Here is a 21,590-nt window from a genome sequence, read left to right as displayed (position 1 = left end):
CCGCCTCCTCTCACGCGTGCCCGCCGACGGCGAGCACGATCTTGCCGGTGGTGCGGCCGGTGGCGACGCGGTCGTGCGCCGCGGCCGCGTGCGCCAGCGGGAACACCGCGTCGACGTGCACCCTGAGCCGCCCGCCGGCGACGAGCCCGGCCAGTGCGTCGAGCCCCGCGCCGTCGGGGTCGACGAGGTAGTCCACGGCGCGCACCCCGAGTTCGGCGGCGCGCTCGTGGAGCCCCGGCGTCCAGGCCGCCTGCCCGCTGACCAGGACGCCGCCCGGACGCAGGCAGTCCAGCGCCGCGAGCCCCGCCCGGCCGCCGAACATCTGGATGACGACGTCCATGTCCCGCGCCGCGGACGGCACGTCGGTGACCGTGTAGTCGATCACCTCGTCCGCGCCCAGTCCGCGGACGAAGGCGTGCTTGGCGGCGCTCGCGGTGCCGGTCACGTGCGCGCCCCGGGCCTTGGCGATCTGGACCGCCAGGTGCCCCACCCCGCCGGCCGCGCCCGCGACCAGGACCCGCTGCCCGGGCGCGACGGCGGCGACCTCGACCAGCATCTGCCACGCCGTCAGGCCGGCCAGCGGCAGCGCCGCCGCCTCGGTGAAGGACAGGCCCTCCGGCATCCGGGCGAAATGGCGGGCGGGGGCGGTGACGTACTCGGCGTAGCCGCCCGCCGCCCGGGGGAACCACGGCATCCCGAACACCCGGTCGCCCGGCGCGAACCGGGACGTGCCGTAGCCGGTCCCCACCACCTCGCCGGCGACGTCCCAGCCGTTGACGAACGGCAGGTCGAGCACCTGGTTGTACGCCTGCCCGCGGCGCGTGTAGACGTCCACCGGATTGACCCCGGCCGCCGAGACCCTGACGAGCACCTCGCCGAAGACCGGCACCGGTCGCGCCACCTCGACCAGCGCCATGGTCTCGGTGCCTCCCCACGCCGACTGCTGAACGGCCCGCATGCGGTCCCCCTCCTGGAAAGATCTCTCAGGAGAGTACATACATTCTGTATGTATGTAAATATGCCGACGAGTGCCCGCTGAGGCATGGGCGGCGGCGCTCGCGGACCGAGATGCCGTGGTGGCCCTGCTCGGCCGTCACCGCGGTCGCGGCCCGCGGGACCGCCTCCTCACCGGGCCCGGGGGGGCGGCCGGCGGCCCGGCTCCCGTCCGTCCCCCACCGGTCGACCGGTGGGGGACTGGGTCGGCTGCCGGGTCGCCGGCGGACGCTCGCGGCCTGCTTCTACTGCGGCGTCAGAGCCGGTCAGCGGAGGGGGCCGGTCAGCGGAGGAGCCGGTCAGCGGAGGGGAGGGACGGCGCGCTGGGCGAGGCCCAGGGCGTACTCGCCCCACCAGGCGCCGGCCGCCGGATCGACCACGCCGTACTCGGGGTCCTCCGGGCCGGCGGTGCCGCGGGTGCACTGGCCGTCGGATTCGCCGGGACGCTTGATCCAGAGGAACGCGTCCACCAGGGGGTCGCCCGTGCGGGTCGAGGGACGGGCGCCGAGGCCGCGGCCGGGCGGGTTGCACCAGACCTGGGCGTCGGTGTACTGGCCGGCCGGAGGCGTCCACGGCCCCTGGCCGTTGCGGCTGGTGTCCAGGACGAAGTGCGTCAGCTTACGCGGGTCGTCCGGGACGCCGGCCAGGTCGGTGTCGGAGCAACTGGCCGCGCCCGTCTCCTGGCGGAAGCGCAGGCACTTGGACAGCCGGGTGCCGTAGGCGACCAGTTCGTCGGTACCGCGGTAGTTGGAGACGTTCAGCGCGAAGCCGTCGGCCTTGGCGATGCCGCCCCTGAGCAGGCGGCCGGCCATGCCGAGCTGCGCGCGCGGTTCGCCGTACCCGGCGTCGTAGTCGTTGAGCGGCTGCCAGTCGGAGTGCCCGGAGTCCACGTAGACGCCGGTGCGCGGCAGGCGCTGCAGGGTGGTGATCGCGTAGTCGATCTCGCGGAAGCGCTCGTCGACGCGGGCGGTGTCCTCCGGCGTTCCGGTGGTCCCGCCGCCGCCCTCGTTGCACCACGGCTCGCTGGACAGCAGCGCCAGCCCGTCGGGCTCGACGATCACCACGGCCCGTCCGCCGCCGACCCCCTTGGCGAAGGCGTCGATCCAGGCCCGGTAGGCGGCCTCGTCCGGAGCGCCGCCCGCCGAGTACTGCGAGCAGTCCCGGCCCGGCACGTTGTACGCCACCAGCACCGGGACGGCGCGCTGCCGGGCGGCGCCGATCATCGTCCGCCGCACCGCCGTCCGCACCTCGGCGGGGGTGCCGCCGGTGAACCAGATCGCCTGCGGCTCCTTGGACAGGGCGCGCATCTGCGCCGCGTCGGACTCGCGCCCTTCGGCCGCCCAGAGGTCGGCCTGCTTCCCGGCGTTGGTCGAGGGCTCGACGTAGAACCTCGCCTTCCCGGCCAGCGGATCACCGTGCGTGCGCGCATGTCCCGGCGCGTGCCCCGGCGCGTGCCCGTGCGCCTGCACCTGTGCCTGCGCCGGCGCGGGCGGCGCGAGAACCGCGACGATGCTCGCCGTGGCGGCGGCGAGGATCCCGATGCGTCGTCTCATCCGGTACTCCAGACTCTCTTCGAGGCTCCGGCGGGAGGCGTGGGAGCGCTCCCATTCCAGGGAGTGTGATCACCCCCCGAACGCCCGTCAAGGCCCAATTCACGGCCTCATCCGGCCCTGCCGCCTTTCACGGCCCCTCGATGTCCGCGACCGGTTCGTCGTCGGAGCCGCCTCCGCCGGGTAGTACCTGATCGGCCAGGGGAGACATCACGCAGGGGGAGCACGCCGCGATGAGTTCCACTCAGCCCGACCGGCTCAGGGTGCGCGGTGCCCGGGTGCACAACCTGCGGAGCATCGACATCGATGTTCCGCTGCGCTCCCTGGTCGGGATCGCGGGCGTGTCCGGCTCGGGGAAGTCGTCGCTGGCGCTGGGCGTCCTGTACGCCGAGGGGTCCCGCCGCTACATCGAGGCGCTGTCGACCTACACCCGCCGCCGGATGGCCCAGGCGCCGCGCGCGGCCGTGGACTCGGTCGAGCACGTCCCCGCCGCGCTGGCGCTGCGGCAGCGGCCCGGCGTGCCGGGCGTGCGGTCCACCTTCGGCACGTCCAGCGAACTGCTGAACGTGCTGCGGCTGATGTTCTCGCGGCTGGCCTCCCATGTGTGCCCCAACGGCCATCGGGTGCCGCCGACGATCGACGTGGCCGCCGAGGTCCCGTTCGCCTGCCCGGTGTGCGGTGAGCAGGTGCGTCCGCCGGGTGCGGAGGACCTGTCGTTCAACTCCACCGGCGCCTGCCCCCGCTGCCAGGGCGTCGGCGTGGTGCGCACGGTGGACGACGCGACGCTCGTCCCGGACCCGTCCAAGACGCTGGAGGAGGGAGCGGTCGTCCCCTGGCGGATGTTCGGGTTCAACGTCCAGCCCGACATCGCGCGCGAGTTCGGCGTGCGCACCGACGTGCCCTGGAGCGAGCTGACCGACGCCGAGCGGGAGATCGTGCTGGACGGGCCGGAGGAGAAGAAGCACATCACCGTCACCAGCAAGAAAGGCGTCCACGAGCTCGACTTCACCTTCCGCAACGCGCGGCTGACGGTGACCGAGGAACTGAAGCGCGCCGACACCGACAAGCGGCTCGCCAGGGTCGGCCGCTTCCTGCGCGAGGGCACCTGCCCGGACTGCGGGGGCAGCCGCCTCAGCCCCGCCGCGCGGGCGCCCCGGATCGGCGAACGCAACCTGGCCGAGGTCACCGCGATGACCCTGGACGAAGTGCTGGCGTGGGCACCCGACGTCGCGGCCGGCCTCCCCGCGGACATGCGGGACATGGCCCGGTCGCTGGCCGGCACCCTGGTCGAGATGGGACGGCGCCTGGTCGAACTCGGCCTCGGCTACCTCACGCTGGATCGGGCCGGGTCCACGCTGTCCACCGGCGAGCGGCAGCGCGCACAGCTCGCCCGAGCGGTCCGGAACCGCACCACCGGCGTCCTCTACGTCCTGGACGAGCCGTCCATCGGCCTGCACCCGGCCAACGTCGACGGCCTGCTCGGCGTGATGCGCGACCTGCTGGCCGACGGCAACTCGGTCGTCTTCGTCGACCACGACGTGCAGATCCTGCGCGAGGCGGACTGGCTGATCGAGATCGGCCCCGGCTCGGGCACCGACGGCGGCACCGTCATCGCCGAGAGCCGTCCCGGCGCCCTGCCCGACGCGCCCCGCTCCCGGCTCGCCGGCTTCCTCACCGGTGACGAGCCGGTGGTCGTCCGCGCGTGCGCCGAGCCGGACGGCGTGTTCGACCACGGTGCGATCGGCCTCAAGACCGACGCCATCCACACCGTCCATCCGCTGGAGGCCGAGATCCCCCTCGGCAGGTTGACCGCCGTCACCGGTGTCTCCGGATCCGGCAAGACCACGCTCATCCTCGAATGCCTGGTGCCGGCCCTCCGAGCACGCTCGGGATCATCGACCGCGCCGGCACCGGCCCACGTCCGCGACCTGCAAGCACCGGACGGCACCAAGGTCCAGGTCGTCGACGCGGCCCCGATCGGCATCAACGTCCGCTCCACCGTGGCCACCTACTCCGGCGTCATGGACGACCTGCGCAAGGCGTACGCCGCGACCTCGGAGGCCCATCGCGACGGGTTGACGCCCTCCGACTTCTCCTACAACACCGGCTCCCTGGCCTGCCCCCGATGCGAGGGCACGGGCGAGGTCTCCCTGGACGTCCAGTTCCTCCCCGATGTGGACATCATCTGTCCCGAGTGCGACGGCAGCCGGTTCGCACCCCGCGCGGACGCCTACCGGCGCGACGGCATCACGCTGCCCGGCCTGCTCCAATGCACGATCCGCGAAGCCCTCACCGCCACCACCGACCTGCGGCGCGTGCACAAGCGCCTCGCAGCCCTGGACGAGCTGGGACTGGGATACCTCACCCTGGGCGAAGCCACCCCGGCCCTGTCCGGCGGCGAAGCCCAGCGCCTGAAACTGGTGAGCCAGATGCACCGGGACCAGACCGATGCCGTGTTCGTACTCGACGAACCGAGCGTGGGCCTGCATCCGCTGGACGTGCGCACGCTCCTGACCGTCCTGCAGAGGCTGTGCGACCGCGGCGCCACCGTCATCGTGATCGAGCACGACCTCGACCTGATCGCCAACGCCGACTACATGATCGACCTCGGCCCCGGCGGCGGCGAGGCCGGCGGCCGGATCATCGCCACCGGAACCCCGAGCCGGGTCGCCCGCGACCCGTCCTCCATCACGGGCCGCTACCTGGCCCGGCACCTGCACGGGCAGCGCTGACGGCCGGCGGATGCAGAATGGGGTCAAATGAACGGCGTCCCTCCACCAGACGGCCCGAGCGGCCCCTTCCCGGGCGGCGTTCCCGGCGCTCCCGGCGGCGCCGCGCCGGCCCCGTTCCGCGCTCCCTACGAGAGCGGCGCGTACCGGCCGGTGACCCGTGGTCCGCTCATCTACGTCCCGGTGATGCTGAACGGCGACCATGTCGGCTACCTGTGGGCGGGCACGGACGACCGCTCCGCGGGCTTCCTGCGCCGACCGGGCTTCCTCGACGTCGCCTACGGGACCCCGGTTGTCTGGTCGCAGCGCCTCCAGGAGGCGAGTCGGCAGGAACTCCCCTCCCGCGACGCGGTCAGGCGATGGATCGGACGCCCCGAGGACCCGATCGGCGGCGGCATCCCCGCGGACGCGACCGAGCGGACCGCCGCCGGCTACACCGAGCTCCGCCGGCTCGACGACCCCGGCTACCAGCCGTCCCCCACCGACTCGATCCTCTACGGCGAGCTTCCGGACGGTTCACCCATGGACCGCTCGAAAGGCTGGGGGCCGCTGTCCTTCACACTGCCGCCGTCCTACGACCTGACCACCACCGGACCCGTCCGGCACCTGCCGGTCGTCCGCGACGACGGCCTCGTCCTCGGCTACCTGTGGGCCGGTCTCCACGACGACGCCGCCCAGTTCCTCCCTCGCGCCGACGCCGCCGCCGTCGGCAACGCCGCGATGAGCCCGTGGATCCTGCGCCTCCGCGAACTGCGCGCCGGGGGCGTCCCGGCGATCGAGGCGCTCGAACGCTGCCGGACGTTCCCCGCCGATCCGGCCGCCGGGCACGTCCGCCCGGACGCGCCCGCGCAGGAATCGGCGAGCCTGGACGACCTGCGGCGGCACGCGTCCGTCTACGGCCAGTCGCTCCGCTTCTCCGAGAACCCCGTCCCCGGCGCCCCGGACGTCGCCCGCCGCCCCGCCCTGGACCCGCAAGAACGCGACGCCGTCCTGAACTACCTGCGCCATGGCCTCACCCTCTACGACAGCGGCCGGTTCTTCGCGGACGGCTTCGACCCCGCACGCCCCCAACGCGTTCCGGACAGCTACCACACCGACGGCACCTGGGTCTGGCGCGGCGGCACCGTCCACCACCTCGACCACCACGGCATCCCGCCCGAGCAGGCCCTGCTCCGGCACATCCGCGACAACCGGTTCAGGCTCCCGCCTCTCGGCCCGGACGACCGCGAACGCGGCGAACAGACACTCCGCCTGCACCGCCTCCTCGTCCCACCCCCGAGGCCGCCCCTCTGACCGTCCGCTCAGGCCGAGGCGGCGAGGCCGGGAAGGTTCTGGTCGGCGTCGGCCCAGGTGGCGGTCATGACCACGCCGGCAATGTGGCGCAGGGGCGCGGGTGATTACGCGTGCTGGTAGACCTCCAGTTCGACGATGCGGGAGTAGTCGCCGCTGTTGGACGCCAGCGCGACGACGCGCACGGACGTCGTGGAGACCACCGGATCGAGCGGGATCTCCACCCGGCCGGCGGTGTTGCCGCGAATGCTCGACACCGTCGTCCACGCGCCGCCGCTGCCGAGCGTCTGGACGTCGAAGTCCCGCAGGCCGTAGCGGGCGGCCGGGTAGCGCGCGGAGTCCAGGGTGTGCAGGACGACCCGGTCGATCGGCTGCGGGCCGCCGAACTCGACCGTGTAGGTGTCGGGGAACACCGCCCGCGTGCCGTCGTTCCAGCCGGTCCGCGTGGACCAGTCCTCGGAGTCGGTGTTGGCGTCGACCCCGCCGCAGGCGTTGAAGTTGCCGTGCGTGGACGAGGCGCTGACGGGACCGCCGAGGGCGAGGTTGGCGCCCGGCCCGGACGGCTTCGGCGTGACCGTGACGGCCGTCCGCTGCGCAGGTCCGCGCGGCCCGAGCCGCAGGGACACGTCGTGCGTCCCTCCGGCGGAGCCGAGCGGCGCGGAGACCCGCGCCCGGACGGCGATGCCGCGGTTCGGCGGCACGTAGGTCGAGATGACGTCATGCGAGGTGAGGAGCGGACGCTCCGGCGTGATGAACACGTCGACGTACTCGCCCTCGGAACCGGAGTTGGCGAGGTCGATCACCAGCGGCCTGCCTCCGCACGGCGCGGCGAGCACGTCCAGCGTCCCGGACTGCACGGTCATCGTGACCGACCCGCGCCCCTCCGCGGCGGCGGAGGCGGTGGCGCCGTACGCGGCCGCACCCGCGACCGCCGTGAGCGACGCGGCCACCAACGCGATGATCTTGCGAATGCTCACGTGCGTTTTCCCTTCAGCGGCTCGGGAGGGTCGACTTCGGACGCGGCCAGGTAGCCCTTGCCGCGCGCCGTACCGGTGGAGTCGGTCTGCAGACCGGGCCTGCCGTCCTCGACGGCGAAGCTCGCGCGGGTGAACACGGGCGCGCCGCGTTCCCGGACGTACGGCACGACGCGGTAGGACGCGTTCAGCGTGTCGGGCGTGACGTTGAACGTCATGTATCCGCGCTGCCCGTTGTAGAAGCGGATGTGGTCGTTCGCCGCGAGGAACTGCGCGCCGTACTCGTCCATGTCGGCACCGTCCATGCCGGACGAGATGGACGAGCCGAGGAACTCCGTCGCGATCGCGGGGGAGGCGGGGTCGTCGAAGTCCCGTTTGACGTCCGCGGCCATGCTGCGGTGGAAGTCGCCCGACAGCACGACCGGGTTGCGGACCTTCCGCTCGACGATCCCGTTCAGCAGCCGGTCGCGCGACGGCTTGTAGCCGTCCCACAAGTCCATCCCGAACGCCTGCCCGGGATCGGTGGTGAAGTCGACCTGCGACAGCATCAGCTGCTGCGCCAGAACGTTCCACTTCGCCTGCGAGCGTCCGAGGCCGTCCAGCAGCCACGCCTCCTGGGCGTCGCCGAGCATCGTCCGGGACGGGTCGAGCCGCTGGTCGCAGTCGGTCTTCAGGCCGTCGCCGCACGCCTGGTCACTGCGGTACTGGCGGGTGTCCAGGACGTTGAACTCCAGCAGCCGGCCGAAGGCGAACCGGCGGTACAGCGGCATGTCCTGACCGGCCGGCTCCGGGACCCGCAGCGGCATGTGCTCCCAGTACGCCCGGTACGCGTTGGCGCGGCGGACGAGGAAGTCCTCCGGCGGCGCCGAAGGGTGGGCGAGGTCGGCGTAGTTGTCGACGACCTCGTGGTCGTCCCAGGTGACGATCCACGGTGCCATGGCGTGCGCGGCCTGCAGTTCCGGGTCGAGCTTGTAGAGCGCGTACCGGTCGCGGTACTCCGACAGGTGGACGGTGGGGGTGTGGAACTTGTCCGGTACCGGTGTGTCCGGCCTGCCGCCGTTGGTCTGCACGCCGAACTCGTACAGGTAGTCGCCCAAGTGGACGACGAGGTCGAGGTCCTCCCTGGCCAGGTGGCTGTACGCGGTGTAGTAGCCGTCGAACCACGCCTGGCACGACACCATCCCGAAGGCGAACGCGCTCGCCGCCGCCCCGGGCGCGGGGGCGGTCTTGGTCCGTCCGGTCGGTGAGATCTCGTTGCCCGCCTTGAACCGGTAGAAGTACTCCCGCCCCGGACGCAGGCCGCGCACGTCGACGTGCACCGAGTGCGCGTACTCCGGCCTGGCGGTCGCCGTCCCGTCCCGGACCACCCGGCGGAACCCCGCGTCCTCGGCGACCTGCCAGCGGACGGGGACGCGGTAGGGCTCCATGCCGCCGAGCGAGGCCAGCGGTTCCGGCGCCAGCCGCGTCCACAGGACGACCGAGTCGGGCAGCGGATCGCCGGACGCGATGCCGAGGCTGAACGGATCGCCCGTGAACCGGGACGGTTCCCGGGTCAGGGTCGACGGCTCCGCCCGCAGCGGCCCGAAGGCCAGCGCCAACGCCCCGATCCCGGAGTACGCCAGGAAACGCCGCCTGCCCGGATCCCTCAGAGCAGGCCCGGGGTCTACGTCTTCGCTCACCTGCACGCTTCCCTTCCCGTCCGCAGCCCCCACCCAGGACTGTGCCGATATCAGGATCACCTGCGATCTCGACGTTAAAATAACGTCAAAGTTGATAAATGTCTCCCCCTAGTTAACATTCGGGAACGCAGGCGGGAGCTCTGGACGGCGTCGCCGCACGTGGGAGGCCCTGCCCGCCGACGAACCGGGCCAGGACGGCGGCCCCCGAGCCCGAGAGGGTGCCGCCCCGGCCGGGTCGCCGAGCAGTGGCCTGCGAGCTGGCAGGCACCACCGCAGAGCCGGCGAAGGCCATCACCATCACGCCCACCCCGAGCAAGACCATGACGGCGACGCCCGAGTGTCGGCCACAATCACCAGAAGGCCCAGGACCAAATGCAGGCACACGGCCTGTACTTCCTTGTGGAGATGGACGCGACCGGGCAGAACCGATTGCTGTTGTGGGACCGGAACTGGGTCGTCGTCCGCCAGACCCCGGCGGCCGGAAAGCTCGTCGACTCCGAAGTCAATATCGCGGAGCAGAACTCGAGCCCTGAGGTGACACTTCGTCCTTTTCGGCCGTCTTGCGGCGGAGGCGCCGGTGGGCGGGGGAACTTTGCTGGAGCAGCGCCGGGGTGAAGGCGAACAGGAGGACGGCGAGGGCGGCGACCGCGACCATGGCTCCGCGGAGTCCCACGGCCTCGGCCCACAGTCCGACGTAGACGGGGCCGAGGAGGAAGCCGAGGTAGGACACGGCCGTGACGACCGATGTCGCGCGCCCCCGGCGGGACTCGTCGACGTTCGCCGAGACGACGCCGAGCAGGGTCGGGAACAGCACCGCGGTACCGGCGGCCGCCGCCGCGAGGCCCAGCGCGGCGATGACCAGCGTGGGCGCGGCGGCGATGACGAGCGCCCCGAATGCGGCGGCCGACGCGCCGGCGAGGAGAACGGTGCGGGCATGGGCGGCTTTGAGACCGCCCGTGGAGAACCGCGCGATCGCGACCGTGCCGGCGAACACGGCGGGTGCGACGGCGCTCAGCCCTTCACCTGAGTGAAGCTCCACGTGGGCGAAGACCGCGCTCCAACTCTGGTGCGCGTTCTCGCTGGCGAACGCGAGCGCGCCCAGGGCTCCGATGAGCAGCAATGGGACGGCCTCACGCCTGCCGAGCGGCGCCAGAGCCGCGGCGGGGACGCAGTCGTGTCCCTGCACGGCGACGCCGGAAGCCGGTGCCTTGCGCAGGGAGGCGCCGGCCAGCAGGCAGAGGACGGCCACGGCCACGAAAGGGACAGCGAGCGGCAGGGACGCGGCCGAAGCCAGCCCGGTGGCAAGACTGGCGAGGACGACCATGCCGGAGAAGACGCCGTGCGCACGGGTGAGGACGGGCCGGCCGATGATCTTCTCCGCTCGCCCGGCCAGCGCGTTCATGGTCACGTCCGCGGCTCCGCTGGCGGCGCCGACCAGGGCGAGCCCGGCGCACAGGGTCGCGGTGTTCACCGCGGTCAGCGACAGCACGGCACCGGCGAGGCCGAGGGCGGCGATGGCCGCGGCCGCGACCGGCGGCCCCCAGCGGTCGAGCGCCCGGCCGGCCGGCAGCATCGCGGGAAGGGCGCCCGCGCCCACGAAGAGCAGCGCGAGACCGAGCCGGCCGTCCCCGATGCCGGCCTGCTGCTGGATCCTCGGCACGGAGGCGCCCCACACACCCCAGAACGAGCCGAACGCGGCAAAGGGCACGTACGCCCGGACGATCACGTGGCGCGGCGGCGGACCGGGAGCTTTCGCCATATGTGTAACGATACACAAGCCACGCTACAGTGGCTCTCGTGGAATCGTCCGCAGGCCCGAAGCGGGTGACTCTGGCGCAGGTCGCCGAGATGGCCGGCGTATCGGTCATGACCGCCTCGTACACCTACAACCGGCCCGACCGCGTGTCGGATCAGGCGCGGGCGAAGGTGCACGCGGCGGCGGCCCGGCTCGGCTACGCCGGGCCCGACCCGAGCGCCCGGTCGCTGCGCCGCGGCACGACCCGCACGCTCGGCGTCGTGATGGGGGAGCACCTGAGCTACGCGTTCGACGACCCGGAGGCGGTCTCCTTCCTCGCCGGGATCGCCGATGTGTGCGCCGACCGCGGTTACGGCATGACCATCCTGCCGATCACCGGCGCCGCCGACGACGTCCCCCGGATCACCGATACGGCCGTCGACGGATTCATCGTCTGGACCACATCCGACGATGACCCGGTATTGGCGGCCGTCCAGGCAATGAAACGTCCAGCGGTCGTCCACGGCGGGCCGAAGATGCGCGGAATGGGCCTGGTGAGCATCGACAATCGCGCGGCGGCACGCGCCGTGGGCGCGATCGCGTTCGCGGGCGCGGAACGTCCGGCGATAGTGAGCTTTCCGCTTTCCCGAGAGCGGGCCAGCGCGGTCGTCAGCGGCGCGGACATCACCGACGTCCTGTTCCCGGTGACGCGGGAGCGACTGGACGGCTATCGGCGGGCCGCCGAGGACGCCGGAATCGCCTGGCGGGACGTGACCATCGCGGTATGCGCACGCAATGACGCAGCCGAAGCCGAGCGGATCGCGGCGACCTTGCTCGCCTCCGCCGAGCCGCCCGACGCGATCGCCGCGATGAGCGACCGGCAAGCGGCCGGGGTCGTCCACGCGGCCCGCGCCGCACGCCGTGCCGTTCCCGACGATCTGGCGGTGACCGGATGGGACGACGCGGCGGTGGCGGCGCGACTCGGACTGACGACGGTCGCGCAATCCCTGCGTGAACAAGGCGCGGCCTGCGCGCGCGCCGCATTGGGTGAGGAACCCGATTCCCGAAGCGCATCATGGTCCATCGTTCGGAGAGAGAGCACGCGCCGATGACGTATCTCCGCACCTGTCATTGAGATGCGGAGCGCGGGCGGGGCCCGGTCCGGGCAGATGCCGGACCGGGCCCCGTATTGCGCTTCGTGTGCCGCCTATCGCTGTGGCCATGGCTGTGGCCATTGCTGTGGTTATAGCTGCGCGTACGTCTTCCACATCGCGTAGGACTTCACGATGGCCGTGTTGGCGCCGGCCGGGGACGGAAGACCGGCGCGCCAGTCGACGAAGCCGTTCAGCAGGCCGCCGAAGCCGCAGCCGCTCGACTTGGGGACCGCGAACGCGTTGTCGACCATCGTCGCGCCGATGACCAGCGGGTCGAAGGAGACCGGCGTGGGGATCTCGCCGGAGATCGGCTGGTTGGGGGCCGGCGGGCTGGTGGTCCCGAACGTGAGGTCGAGCGTGATCGGGGCGTCCTTGGAGCCGATGGCGCACTGGTCCCCGACGAGGTCGTTCTGCACCTGGACCGATCTTCACGGCGCCGACCACGCCTCCCGCAAGGACCTGCCCAGGTGCGTGGTGTCGCGACGAACCTCTGCCCGGATGCTTACCCTGGATCCGCACGCTGGAGGGGGTTGCGATCTGTATGGGCGACGGGGACGCGCCCGGACGCTCTGAGCAGGAGGACGTGCTCGGAGACGGATGGGAGAGGCACCGGCCCGCGGTCTTCGGGGTGGCCTACCGGCTGCTGGGCGGGGTGGCCGATGCCGAGGACGTGACCCAGGACGTGTGGCTCCGGGCGGCCGGAACGGATCTGCGGGACGTCGATGATCTCCGGGCCTGGCTGGTGACGGTGGCCGCGCGGCGGTCGTACGACATCCTCAAGAGCGCCCGTTTCCGCCGGGAGACCTATGTCGGCCCGTGGCTGCCGGAGCCGCTGCGGACGGGGCCGGACGCGTCCGAGCCGGTCCTCGTCGACGAGTCCGTCGGCTCCGCAATGCTGCTGATCATGGAGGAGTTGAGCCCGCCGGAGCGCGTGGCCTTCGTCCTGCACGACGTCTTCGGTCTCGAGTTCGGCCGGATCGCCGAAGTGCTGGACGTCTCCGTCCCGAACGCCCGGCAGTTGGCCTCCCGGGCGCGCCGGCGGGTGGCCGGGGCGAAGGGGTCCACCCCGCAGGCGTCGAAGGCGGAGCGTGAGCGCGTGCTGCTGGCCTTCCGGGCCGCCTACGAGGCCGGCGATCTGGCCGGACTGGTCAGGCTGCTGCACCCGGACGCCGTCTACGTCACCGACGGCGGCGGCAGGGCCGCCGCGGCGCGCAAGCCCATCCACGGCGGTGAGCGCGTGGCCGGGGTGATGGCGCGCGTGGGCCGCCAGTGGCGCGCGGACCGCATCGACCTGGCCGAGATCGGCGGAGAACTGGCCCTGGTGTTCTACCGGGAGGGGCGCGTCTACTCCGTGGACACGGTGCAGATCACCGGCGACGGCCTGATCAGCGCATACCGCCGGGTCATCAACCCGGACAAGCTTTCTCACCTCTGAGCCGTCACACCTCGGTGGGCTACCTCGTCTCCCTGACGACGACCACAAGGGACGGACGACTCGCCCCGGCCGGATCGACCGTCCCCCAATGAACGGCCGGACACGCCAGAACCGGAGGAACCGTGACCAACGCCCACCGCGTCTTCATCGACAAGCAGCACCCGAGCGCCTACAAGGCCCTCATCGCCCTGTCGGGCGAGGTGCAGGAGGCCGCCGCCGCGGCGGGCCTCGACCCGCTCCTGGTCGAACTGCTGAAGATCCGCACCTCGCAGATCAACGGCTGCGCGTTCTGCCTGCGCATGCACACCCGGGACGCGCTGAAGAAGGGCGAGGACCCCGACCGGATCGCCGTGCTGCCCGCATGGGAGGAGACCGGCTACTTCTCCGACACCGACCGCGCCGCCCTCCGCTTGGCCGAAGCGGTCACGCGCGTCTCGGAGGGGCACGTCGCCGACCAGGACTACAACGCCGCCGCGGACGTCCTCTCCCCGGACCAGATCTCGGCGGTCATCTGGCTGACGACGGTGATGAACGCCTTCAACCGCGTCGCGATCTCCAGCCGCTACACCGTCAGCGGCTGACGCGCAGGACGACGGCGGCATTTGGGGGAGACCGCGCCCAGCGTGCCGAAGGCGACAGGACACGAACCAGTGGGAAGCGATGGGGAAGCGATGAGACCTGCCAGGATTGTGATCGTCGGGGCCGGCTTCGCCGGCTTCGCCGCCGCTCGTACGCTGGCGCGGCTCGCCCGGGGCCGGGCGGAGATCGTGATGATCAACCCGACCGACTACTTCCTGTACGTACCGCTGCTGCCGGAGGTGGCGGCGGGGCTGCTGGACCCGCGCCGGGTGGCGGTATCGCTGCCCGCGGCGCTGCCCGGGGTGCGGACGGTCCTCGGCGCGGTGGACGGGATCGACACCGACGCCAGGAAGGTCGGCTACACCGATCCGGAGGAGGGGCACGGCGAAGTCGGTTATGACCGGCTTGTGCTGGCCGTCGGCAGCGTGAACAAACTGCTGCCGATCCCGGGCGTGGCCGAGCACGCGCACGGGTTCCGCGGCATCCCGGAGGCCCTCTATCTCCGGGACCACGTTGTCCGCCAGATCGAGTTGGCCGACGCCACCGACGATCTTGCCGAACGCGAGGCGCGCTGCACGTTCATCGTCGTCGGCGCGGGCTACACGGGAGTCGAGGTGGCCGGCTGTCACGTACGGCGGAGCGAGTGCTGCGCCGACGCGGCGTCGAAGTCCTGACCGGGGTCTCGGTCAAGGAAGCGACCTTGGACGGCGCATGGCTCACCGCCGGCGGCTTCGTGCCGAGCAGGTCGCTCATCTGGTGCGTGGGGGTACAGCCCGACCCGCAAATCCGCTGGGGGTGCCGCTTTCGGGCTTGCCCGCCAAGGTCGTCACACGCGGCTACCACCTGCTGTCACTGCCGAGGAACCGCTCGCGGGTCGCCATGGACTGGCTCCAGAACGCGCTCCTGCACCGCCAGAGCGTCCAGCTCGGCCTGGTGCGATCCCCGATCGTCCCGTTGGACACCGCCGCCCCCGAACTCCCGGTAATCCCGCATTGACGTCGTGCGTCACCCCGCGTCCTCGACCGCGAGAACACCTTCACGGGTACCGCCCCACTGCCGCCCGCCTATGCCCCGCCGACCCACGCCATTCGGTGGCCCACTAGACCGGGGTCGGTCGTCCACCCTTTCGAGACCACCGCCCCACGCCTTCGTCGGCCGAAAAGGTTGTTCTGGACGAATGTCGATCACTTTGCCGGATCGCATGATCGCCAAGGGTCATCTCTTGGTGCAAACAGGTACACGCTCCCTGTTCTCACAGCGCCGCCGGCCGCCGATGTGTCACACCCTCCGCAATCAAGGCCCGTGACCTGGGAAAACTGTCCAATCCAATGCGCTCGAAGAGTGCAGTGAAATGGTCCCGGCCAATCTTGCGACGAGCCGATCTTGGTCCGGTGAATCTGTTAACGTCCATGCTTTCGTGCGCTTTCGGGGGAAGGCGCAGATAGTCGATTGACCGTCAGGGGAGTTCGTCGTGTTCAGAAGTAACCGTGGCCGTGTGGCCGTGGTGTCCACCGTGGGGGCGGTGGCCGTGGCCGGGACAGTGGCCTACGGGGTGACGCGTCCGGCCGAGAAGCCGGCCTCGTCCGCATCGGATATGCAGCCGGTCAAGAGCGAGGTGCACACTCTCGCGCTGTCCGGGCAGGAAAGGGCGGCATGGGCCAAGGGTCGCCCGGCCGCAGGGGTCGCGCGTTCCGGGACCGAGCCGTTCAGCATGCTCGGCGTCACTTGGGGCACCGCCCGCGACCCACTGAAGGGGGCCGTCGCGGTGCGGACCCGCTCGACGTCCACGGGCGCGTGGTCGCCCTGGCGGAAACTGGAACTCGGCGGTGACGCCCCCGACTCCCGCTCCCCGGAACGGTCCGGCTCGCGCGGCGGCACCGCGCCACTGTGGGTCGGCCCGTCCGACGGCGTCGAGGTCCGGGTCCTGGGCCGCGCCCGGGGCGGCAAGCTGCCCGGCGAACTGCGAGTCGACCTGGTCGACCCGGGAGACAACGGCCGCGGCCGCCCCTCGCACGCGGGCCCGAAGAAGACACCCACCAGAAACCCGCATAATCCCAAGCAGACCGCGACGCCCACGACGTCGCCCACCACGGCACCGGGCGACCCGCAGCCCACCAACTCTCCGCCACCCACCACCGCCTCGGCGAGCCCGACCTCCAGCCCGTCCGCCCCGAGCGCGACGCCCACGCCGACCGTCCCCGAGGCGACCACCTCAGCGACGCCGACCACCTCGGCGAGCCCGCCCCCGAGCCAGCCGCCCGCTCCGACGCCGACCGTCTCCGAGCCATCCGCCTCGGCCGGCCCCACGGCATCACAGTCGGCGACCGCCCCGGCGTCCCCGAGCGCGCCGGGAACCCCGTCGCCCACCGCCCCGACCACCACCGGCCCCGCCCCGCGCCCGGCGATCGCCGCCCGAGCCCAGTGGGGCGCGGACGAGTCACTGGTGAAGGCGGCACCCGACTACGACCAGGCGGTCAAGGCGGTGTTCGTCCACCACACCGACACCGGCAACGACTACACCTGCGACCAGTCGGCCCAGGTGATCCGGTCGATCTTCACCTACCACGTCACCAGCCTCGGCTGGAACGACATCGGCTACAACTTCCTGATCGACAAGTGCGGCACCCTGTTCGAAGGACGCGCCGGGGGCGTCGACCGCCCCGTGCACGGCGCCCACACCTACGGCTTCAACACCGACACCACCGGCGTCGCCGTCCTGGGCACCTACATCAGCGTGACACCCACCCAAGCCGTGCAGAACACCATCGCCAAGGTCGCCGCGTGGAAGCTCGGCCTCACCGGCCAGAACCCGGCGGGCAAGGTCACCCTGACCTCCCTGGCCCCCACCGGCACCGGCAAGTACGCCTACGGCACCAAGGTCACTCTCAACACCATCTCCGGCCACCGCGACGGCTACGCCACCGAGTGCCCGGGCGAGGCTCTCTACGCCGAACTCCCCGCCATACGCACCGCGGCATCCGCGCTGTGACCTCGCGGACACCCGCGTAAGCCGCTGACACGACCGGACAAAGGCCGGTCGCCGCCGTCCCCGAGAAACTCACCGGACGAGGCGACCGGCCACCGCCGATTCACCCAACCCGCTCCCTCCGGCTCCGGGAAAGGGCTTTCGCATGGAGCCCCGCCCGGTCCTGATCCGTACGTGGAGCATCAAGGTCCGGGGCGGTTCGCACAGGTCGATACGGAGGACGACCCCCTCTGGGGCGCGTTGGCGCGTGGGGGTCCGAGCACGTTGGCGGCCGCACGGGACGTTGGTGACATGACACACCCGGCCCGACTTGCTTAACTATGGACGATCTTGTCGTTACTGTCGTACCCCAGGGTCGGGCGGAGCGGTCACCGGAGGTAGCGATGAGGTCCGGACGGTGGATGCTCGTCGCCTGGCTGGTCATAGGAGCACTCGCCGCGGGACAGCGCCACTACTACGCCCAGTTCGACGGCAGCTGCGCCAAAATCGCCACGATCGGAATCACCTGGGCCTCCGGTCCGCTCAACTACATCGGTCTCAACCCCACCGCCAACTGCAAGGTTCCACAGCCGAGCAAGTGAGAAGCCGCGCGACTCGCGCTACCTCCGACGGCGCTTCTGGCGGCGGTGCTTGGAGGCGGGACGCTGTTGCGGTGGCTTCTTAGGGCTGGGCTGCTGCCGGGGATTGCGGCCACGGGAGCTGTTGGGGGTGCGGCCGCGGACGATGCCGATCAGTTCTTCCATGAGGTCGGTCGTCTCGGCATCGAGCCAGGCCAGGCCGATCTGCGACTGAGGAGCGTCGGTCACGGCTCGGTAGGTGAGGTCCTTGCGATGGTGGAGGCGGGCCAGAGATTGCGGGATCAGCAGGACGCCGGCTCCCGACGCCACCAACTCGATCGCGCCGGCGGTGCTCTCAGGACGGGTGAAGGCAGGTTGCCCAGGGCGGTCGTCCCAGATCAAGACATCGTCGAGGGGCTCGAACACGTCCTCGTCGGCGAGATCGGCGAGTTCGACCTCCTCCACCGCGGCCACCACGTGATCCTTGGGCACGACGACCACGGTCGTCTCCACGTACAGCGGGATCACATGGAGGCCCTCGCGGTCGACGGGCAGGCGTACGAACGCCGCGTCCACGCCACCGTTCCGCAGCAGGGGGACGACCTCGGCCGCCGGCGTCTGCAGCAGGCGAAGCGGCACCTCCCGGACCCGCTCGGCCCACACCCCGGCCCACTTCGCGGGCGTCACGCCCGGCACGTAGGCCAGCCGGAACTCACCATCGGTCACTCCGCCACCCTAGTCACGGCCGGACAGTTCCCTCCCGCTGGCTACCCTTGTGGCCATGGGCACGTCCAAAGCAAAGACCCCGCAGACCATGAAGCCCGCGACCGCGGCCAAGAAGCTGGGGATCCTGCTGTCGGCAGCACCCGCCGAGTTCCAGGAAGGTCCCGTCTCCCGGGACGAATTGAACGCGCTCCAAGCCGACCCGCCCTCATGGCTGGCGAACCTGCGCCGTGAGGGCCCGCACCCCCGCCAGGTCGTCGCCGCCAAGCTCCGCGTGTCCATTTCAGGTCTGGCCCGTGCCGGCATCACGGACCCCCTCACCACGGTCGAGATCGAGAACCTGAAGGCCGAAAGGCCCGACTGGCTGGAACGCGAGCAAGCCGTCCGAGCCGAAGTCCGCAAGGAGGAACTCCGCCTCAAGCAGCAGCGCGCCAAGGCCTGACCCGCCCCTGACCGCACGCACCGCCGCCCCCCCGGCTCGCAACGCAGGCCCACCTCATCGACTACACCTCGCTGGTCTGACCACCACCGATCGGGCCCTGAGCACGATGTGCCGCCGATCCGGCTGCGCGACCTGCGCCATAGCGCGGCGACTCGGGCGCTGACGGCCGGGCGCTCGTCCCGGCCCCAGGCATGCGCGCACCCGGGTTCGTGCGGCCATGCCGGTGCGCTCGCGGCGCCTTCAGGAGGCCGAGAGGGCGGCGCGTCAGGGAAACGCGGCCTCGATCTGGGCGAGGTGGGCGGCGAGGATCTCATCGAACGCGATGCGGCGGCCGTCCCCGAGGGGGCGGATCTCACGGGCGAAGTGGGCCAGGGCGGGGAAGCGGTCGGGGTCGGCGCCGAGGACCGCGACACGGAACTGCTCCACGCCCTGTTCGTACTCGCCGGGGGTGAGGGTGCTGATGCCGCCCTCGGCGGCGATCAGCGCGGCGAGGAGGACCACGATCCGGTGGTAGCGGGGCGGAATCTCCTCCTCGGGCATGCCTGAGGCCCACAAAGCCTGGAGCAGCTCCTCCATGACCAGCCGGGAACCGGTCCCGCCGGACCCGTAGCGTCCCCAGATCGCGGCGAGTTGCGGGTGCCGGTCGAAGGCCTCGCGCAAGCGCAGTGCTGTGGCGGTGATGCGCTGCTTCCAGTCGCCCTCGGGACGGTAGCCGTCCATCGCGGACGCCAGGATCCGGTCGGCGACCGCGCGCAGCAGTTCGGTCTTGTTGCGGAAGTGCCGGTAGAGGCTGGAGGAGTCGGTCCCGAGCGCCGCGGCGAGCTTGCGCACGCTGAACGACTCGGCATCGCCGGTGCGCAGCAGCTCCGCCGCCGTGTCCAGGATCTGCTCTGTCGACCAACGCCTTCGGCCTGCCATCTCACCCCTCCCAGCGGCGTCCAGCCTAGCCTATGCACTTGCTGTTGCACGCACCGCGTGCATAATGAGGACGCCTGCCCGCTGAGGGGACGGGCGAGGAGATGGGAGAGAGGGAGACATGAGTGACGTCACTGCCGTGGAACGGCCGCCGGAGCCGGATTTCTCGGCGATGACGACCGAGGAACTGATCTCCTACCGCGAGGCGGAGAACGGCTGGCGGGCGTCCAGCGCGGCACGGGCGGTCCTTGGGGAGCCGGACCCCGGGGCCGCGATCGAGTGGCGGGACGTCGCGCTGCCGGGCCGCGACCTTCCGGTGCGGGTGTACCGGCCGGTGCCGGCGGGCGCCAGCGAGGCCGCGACCGATCTGCCACTGGTCGTCCATGTCCACGGAGGCGTGCCGAGCGGCTGCGGACGGCCGGGACGTCCGTGCGACTCACCGAGTACCCGGGAGCGCGGCACGCGTTCCTGACCCTGCCAGGGGTGGAACCGCAGGCCCCGGCCGCCCGAGCGGAGATCTTCGAGTTCCTCCGCTCCGCGCTGGAAATGTGACGGAGGAACGATGCACACCACCACTCTCGGGACCGGCGGCCCCGACGTCTCCCGGCTCGGTCTGGGCTGCATGAGCATGACCGGCGCCTACGGCCCGGCCGATCCGCAGGAGGCCGCGGCCACCCTGCTGGAAGCCCTCGACTCCGGCGTCACCCTCGTCGACACCGGCGACTTCTACGGCGACGGCGCGAACGAGGAACTGCTCGGCCGGGTGCTCGCCCCGCACCGCGACCGCGCCGTGCTGGCCACCAAGACGGGCGTCCGGCGCACCGCCCGAGGGCTGGTCCCCGCCGGCTCACCCGACGATCTGCGCCGCGCCTGCGAAGCGTCCCTGCGCCGGCTCCGCACCGACCGCATCGACCTGTACTACCTCGCCCGCGTCGACCCCGCCGTCCCCGTCGAGGAATCGGTCGGCGCCCTGGCCGAACTGGTCGCCCAAGGCAAGGTGGGCTCCATCGGCCTGTCCGAGGTCGCGGCCGGCACGCTCCGCCGCGCCCATGCCGTCCACCCGATCAGCGCCGTCCAGACTGAGTACTCACTGTGGGAACGCCATGTCGAGGACGACATCCTGCCCACGCTCCGGGACCTCGGCGCCGCACTGGTCGCCTACAGCCCACTCGGTCGCGGCCTGCTCACCGGAGCCGTCCGCGCCGCCACGCGCTATGACAGCGGCGACTTCCGCGCCACCGCCCCCCGCTACAACGGCGACGACCTCAAGGCCAACCTGGCCATCGTCGACGCCATCACCGGCCTCGCCGCCACCAAGAACGCCACCCCCGCCCAAGTCGCCCTCGCCTGGCTCCTCACCCGCGGCGGCGACGTCATCCCCATCCCCGGTAGCTCGCGCCGCCCCCACCTGCGCGACAACCTGGCCGCCCTCGACCTGCACCTGACCGCGTCCGACCTCAAGGCCATCGACGCCGCCGTCCCCGCCACCGGAGCCCAAGGAGCCCGATACGGCGACCACGGCCTCGGCCTGATCGACCAGTGAGACGGGAGGGGGTCAAGGCGCCAGGCGTCCTCAGCGGAAGAACCGTTCAGGCTCCGGTGCATGTACCGGTCAACGCCTGCGGGAACATCATCAGCTTTACGTTGGATTCAGCCAGCACGGTGCACGGCGACGGTCTCGGTGTCCAGGGTGATCACGGTGTAGGCGGCGAGCTTGCCGAGGGTTGCCTACGGCAGCGGCGGCGCGGCTTCCCAACTCCTGAAGTTGGTTCGGGCCGTCCAGCAGGATGCGGGGATGGACTGGGGGAGTACCGGGCCAGGATCCGCAGCAGGTCACGCGCTTTGGTTT

The 21,590-nt window shown here is 71.7% G+C and carries 20 protein-coding genes and 1 pseudogene; 13 read left to right on the top strand and 8 right to left on the bottom strand.

Features of this window, described 5'->3' with window-relative positions:
- Positions 1 to 10: 10 nt before the first annotated feature.
- The gene (locus ABFX46_RS37905) at positions 11 to 958 is read right to left on the bottom strand and encodes an NADP-dependent oxidoreductase (RefSeq protein ID WP_346048825.1); all 948 of its coding nucleotides are present in this window, start codon (positions 956 to 958) and stop codon (positions 11 to 13) included.
- A 334-nt stretch (positions 959 to 1,292) separates the two neighbouring features.
- Positions 1,293 to 2,546 (bottom strand): glycoside hydrolase family 6 protein, encoded by a 1,254-nt coding sequence (locus ABFX46_RS37900; RefSeq protein ID WP_346048824.1) that lies wholly within the window; start codon positions 2,544 to 2,546, stop codon positions 1,293 to 1,295.
- Between the two features lie 230 nt (positions 2,547 to 2,776).
- Between ABFX46_RS37900 and ABFX46_RS37895 the strand changes: the two genes are divergently transcribed.
- Positions 2,777 to 5,275, top strand: coding sequence for an ATP-binding cassette domain-containing protein (locus tag ABFX46_RS37895; RefSeq protein ID WP_346048823.1), 2,499 nt, complete (start codon positions 2,777 to 2,779; stop codon positions 5,273 to 5,275).
- A 27-nt stretch (positions 5,276 to 5,302) separates the two neighbouring features.
- On the top strand, positions 5,303 to 6,565 hold the full coding sequence (locus ABFX46_RS37890; protein WP_346048822.1) for a hypothetical protein: 1,263 nt from the start codon (positions 5,303 to 5,305) through the stop codon (positions 6,563 to 6,565).
- Between the two features lie 104 nt (positions 6,566 to 6,669).
- On the opposite strand, the gene ABFX46_RS37885 is transcribed toward ABFX46_RS37890, so the two are convergent.
- The 3 genes from ABFX46_RS37885 to ABFX46_RS37875 form a co-directional block, all read right to left on the bottom strand.
- Entirely contained in the window at positions 6,670 to 7,539 is an 870-nt protein-coding gene (locus tag ABFX46_RS37885) for a discoidin domain-containing protein (RefSeq protein ID WP_346048821.1), read from the bottom strand.
- Positions 7,536 to 9,215 carry an alkaline phosphatase D family protein gene (locus ABFX46_RS37880; RefSeq protein WP_346048820.1) on the bottom strand — a complete coding sequence of 560 codons (1,680 nt, stop codon included), beginning with the start codon at positions 9,213 to 9,215 and terminating at the stop codon, positions 7,536 to 7,538. Before ABFX46_RS37880 ends, ABFX46_RS37885 begins: the two co-directional genes overlap by 4 nt.
- Before the next feature lie 502 nt (positions 9,216 to 9,717).
- Positions 9,718 to 10,974: an MFS transporter gene (locus ABFX46_RS37875; protein WP_346048819.1), complete on the bottom strand. Its 1,257-nt coding sequence runs from the start codon at positions 10,972 to 10,974 to the stop codon at positions 9,718 to 9,720.
- 38 nt (positions 10,975 to 11,012) lie between these two features.
- Here ABFX46_RS37875 and ABFX46_RS37870 point away from each other — a divergent pair, with 38 nt between their 5' ends.
- Positions 11,013 to 12,062 (top strand): LacI family DNA-binding transcriptional regulator, encoded by a 1,050-nt coding sequence (locus ABFX46_RS37870; protein WP_346048818.1) that lies wholly within the window; start codon positions 11,013 to 11,015, stop codon positions 12,060 to 12,062.
- A 131-nt stretch (positions 12,063 to 12,193) separates the two neighbouring features.
- On the opposite strand, the gene ABFX46_RS37865 is transcribed toward ABFX46_RS37870, so the two are convergent.
- Positions 12,194 to 12,520 carry a hypothetical protein gene (locus ABFX46_RS37865; RefSeq protein ID WP_346048817.1) on the bottom strand — a complete coding sequence of 109 codons (327 nt, stop codon included), beginning with the start codon at positions 12,518 to 12,520 and terminating at the stop codon, positions 12,194 to 12,196.
- Positions 12,521 to 12,687: 167 nt separating this feature from the next.
- On the opposite strand from ABFX46_RS37865, the gene sigJ reads away from it, so the two are divergent.
- The 6 genes from sigJ to ABFX46_RS37835 all read left to right on the top strand — a co-directional run bounded on the left by sigJ (position 12,688) and on the right by ABFX46_RS37835 (position 17,685).
- Positions 12,688 to 13,539 carry an RNA polymerase sigma factor SigJ gene (gene sigJ / locus ABFX46_RS37860; RefSeq protein WP_346048816.1) on the top strand — a complete coding sequence of 284 codons (852 nt, stop codon included), beginning with the start codon at positions 12,688 to 12,690 and terminating at the stop codon, positions 13,537 to 13,539.
- A gap of 122 nt (positions 13,540 to 13,661) precedes the next feature.
- Positions 13,662 to 14,120 carry a carboxymuconolactone decarboxylase family protein gene (locus ABFX46_RS37855; RefSeq protein ID WP_346048815.1) on the top strand — a complete coding sequence of 153 codons (459 nt, stop codon included), beginning with the start codon at positions 13,662 to 13,664 and terminating at the stop codon, positions 14,118 to 14,120.
- Positions 14,121 to 14,210: 90 nt separating this feature from the next.
- Positions 14,211 to 14,792 carry an NAD(P)/FAD-dependent oxidoreductase gene (locus ABFX46_RS37850; protein WP_346048814.1) on the top strand — a complete coding sequence of 194 codons (582 nt, stop codon included), beginning with the start codon at positions 14,211 to 14,213 and terminating at the stop codon, positions 14,790 to 14,792.
- Positions 14,793 to 14,928: 136 nt separating this feature from the next.
- Positions 14,929 to 15,114 (top strand): hypothetical protein, encoded by a 186-nt coding sequence (locus ABFX46_RS37845; RefSeq protein ID WP_346048813.1) that lies wholly within the window; start codon positions 14,929 to 14,931, stop codon positions 15,112 to 15,114.
- 532 nt (positions 15,115 to 15,646) lie between these two features.
- Positions 15,647 to 17,107: a peptidoglycan recognition protein family protein gene (locus tag ABFX46_RS37840; RefSeq protein WP_346048812.1), complete on the top strand. Its 1,461-nt coding sequence runs from the start codon at positions 15,647 to 15,649 to the stop codon at positions 17,105 to 17,107.
- Positions 17,108 to 17,487: 380 nt separating this feature from the next.
- Entirely contained in the window at positions 17,488 to 17,685 is a 198-nt protein-coding gene (locus ABFX46_RS37835) for a hypothetical protein (protein ID WP_346048811.1), read from the top strand.
- 18 nt (positions 17,686 to 17,703) lie between these two features.
- Here the strand turns inward: ABFX46_RS37835 and ABFX46_RS37830 are convergent, their stop codons facing one another.
- Positions 17,704 to 18,387 (bottom strand): LysR substrate-binding domain-containing protein, encoded by a 684-nt coding sequence (locus ABFX46_RS37830; RefSeq protein WP_346048810.1) that lies wholly within the window; start codon positions 18,385 to 18,387, stop codon positions 17,704 to 17,706.
- A gap of 55 nt (positions 18,388 to 18,442) precedes the next feature.
- Between ABFX46_RS37830 and ABFX46_RS37825 the strand changes: the two genes are divergently transcribed.
- On the top strand, positions 18,443 to 18,826 hold the full coding sequence (locus ABFX46_RS37825; RefSeq protein ID WP_346048809.1) for a DUF5997 family protein: 384 nt from the start codon (positions 18,443 to 18,445) through the stop codon (positions 18,824 to 18,826).
- A gap of 264 nt (positions 18,827 to 19,090) precedes the next feature.
- Here the strand turns inward: ABFX46_RS37825 and ABFX46_RS37820 are convergent, their stop codons facing one another.
- Positions 19,091 to 19,744 (bottom strand): TetR/AcrR family transcriptional regulator, encoded by a 654-nt coding sequence (locus ABFX46_RS37820; RefSeq protein ID WP_346048808.1) that lies wholly within the window; start codon positions 19,742 to 19,744, stop codon positions 19,091 to 19,093.
- A gap of 118 nt (positions 19,745 to 19,862) precedes the next feature.
- Between ABFX46_RS37820 and ABFX46_RS37815 the strand changes: the two genes are divergently transcribed.
- The 3 genes and pseudogenes from ABFX46_RS37815 to ABFX46_RS37805 form a co-directional block, all read left to right on the top strand.
- Positions 19,863 to 20,213 carry a hypothetical protein gene (locus ABFX46_RS37815; protein ID WP_346048807.1) on the top strand — a complete coding sequence of 117 codons (351 nt, stop codon included), beginning with the start codon at positions 19,863 to 19,865 and terminating at the stop codon, positions 20,211 to 20,213.
- Positions 20,214 to 20,303: 90 nt separating this feature from the next.
- On the top strand, positions 20,304 to 21,284 hold the full coding sequence (locus ABFX46_RS37810) for an aldo/keto reductase (protein WP_346048806.1): 981 nt from the start codon (positions 20,304 to 20,306) through the stop codon (positions 21,282 to 21,284).
- A pseudogene (locus tag ABFX46_RS37805) lies at positions 21,281 to 21,367 on the top strand (chaplin family protein); the annotation flags it as partial. The gene ABFX46_RS37810 and the pseudogene ABFX46_RS37805, both read left to right, overlap by 4 nt.
- Between the last annotated feature and the right edge of the window lie 223 nt (positions 21,368 to 21,590).

It is taken from the genome of Actinomadura chokoriensis, from assembly GCF_039529475.1.
GTDB lineage: Bacteria > Actinomycetota > Actinomycetes > Streptosporangiales > Streptosporangiaceae > Spirillospora > Spirillospora bangladeshensis.
This window is presented reverse-complemented; position numbering and strand designations above follow the sequence as displayed.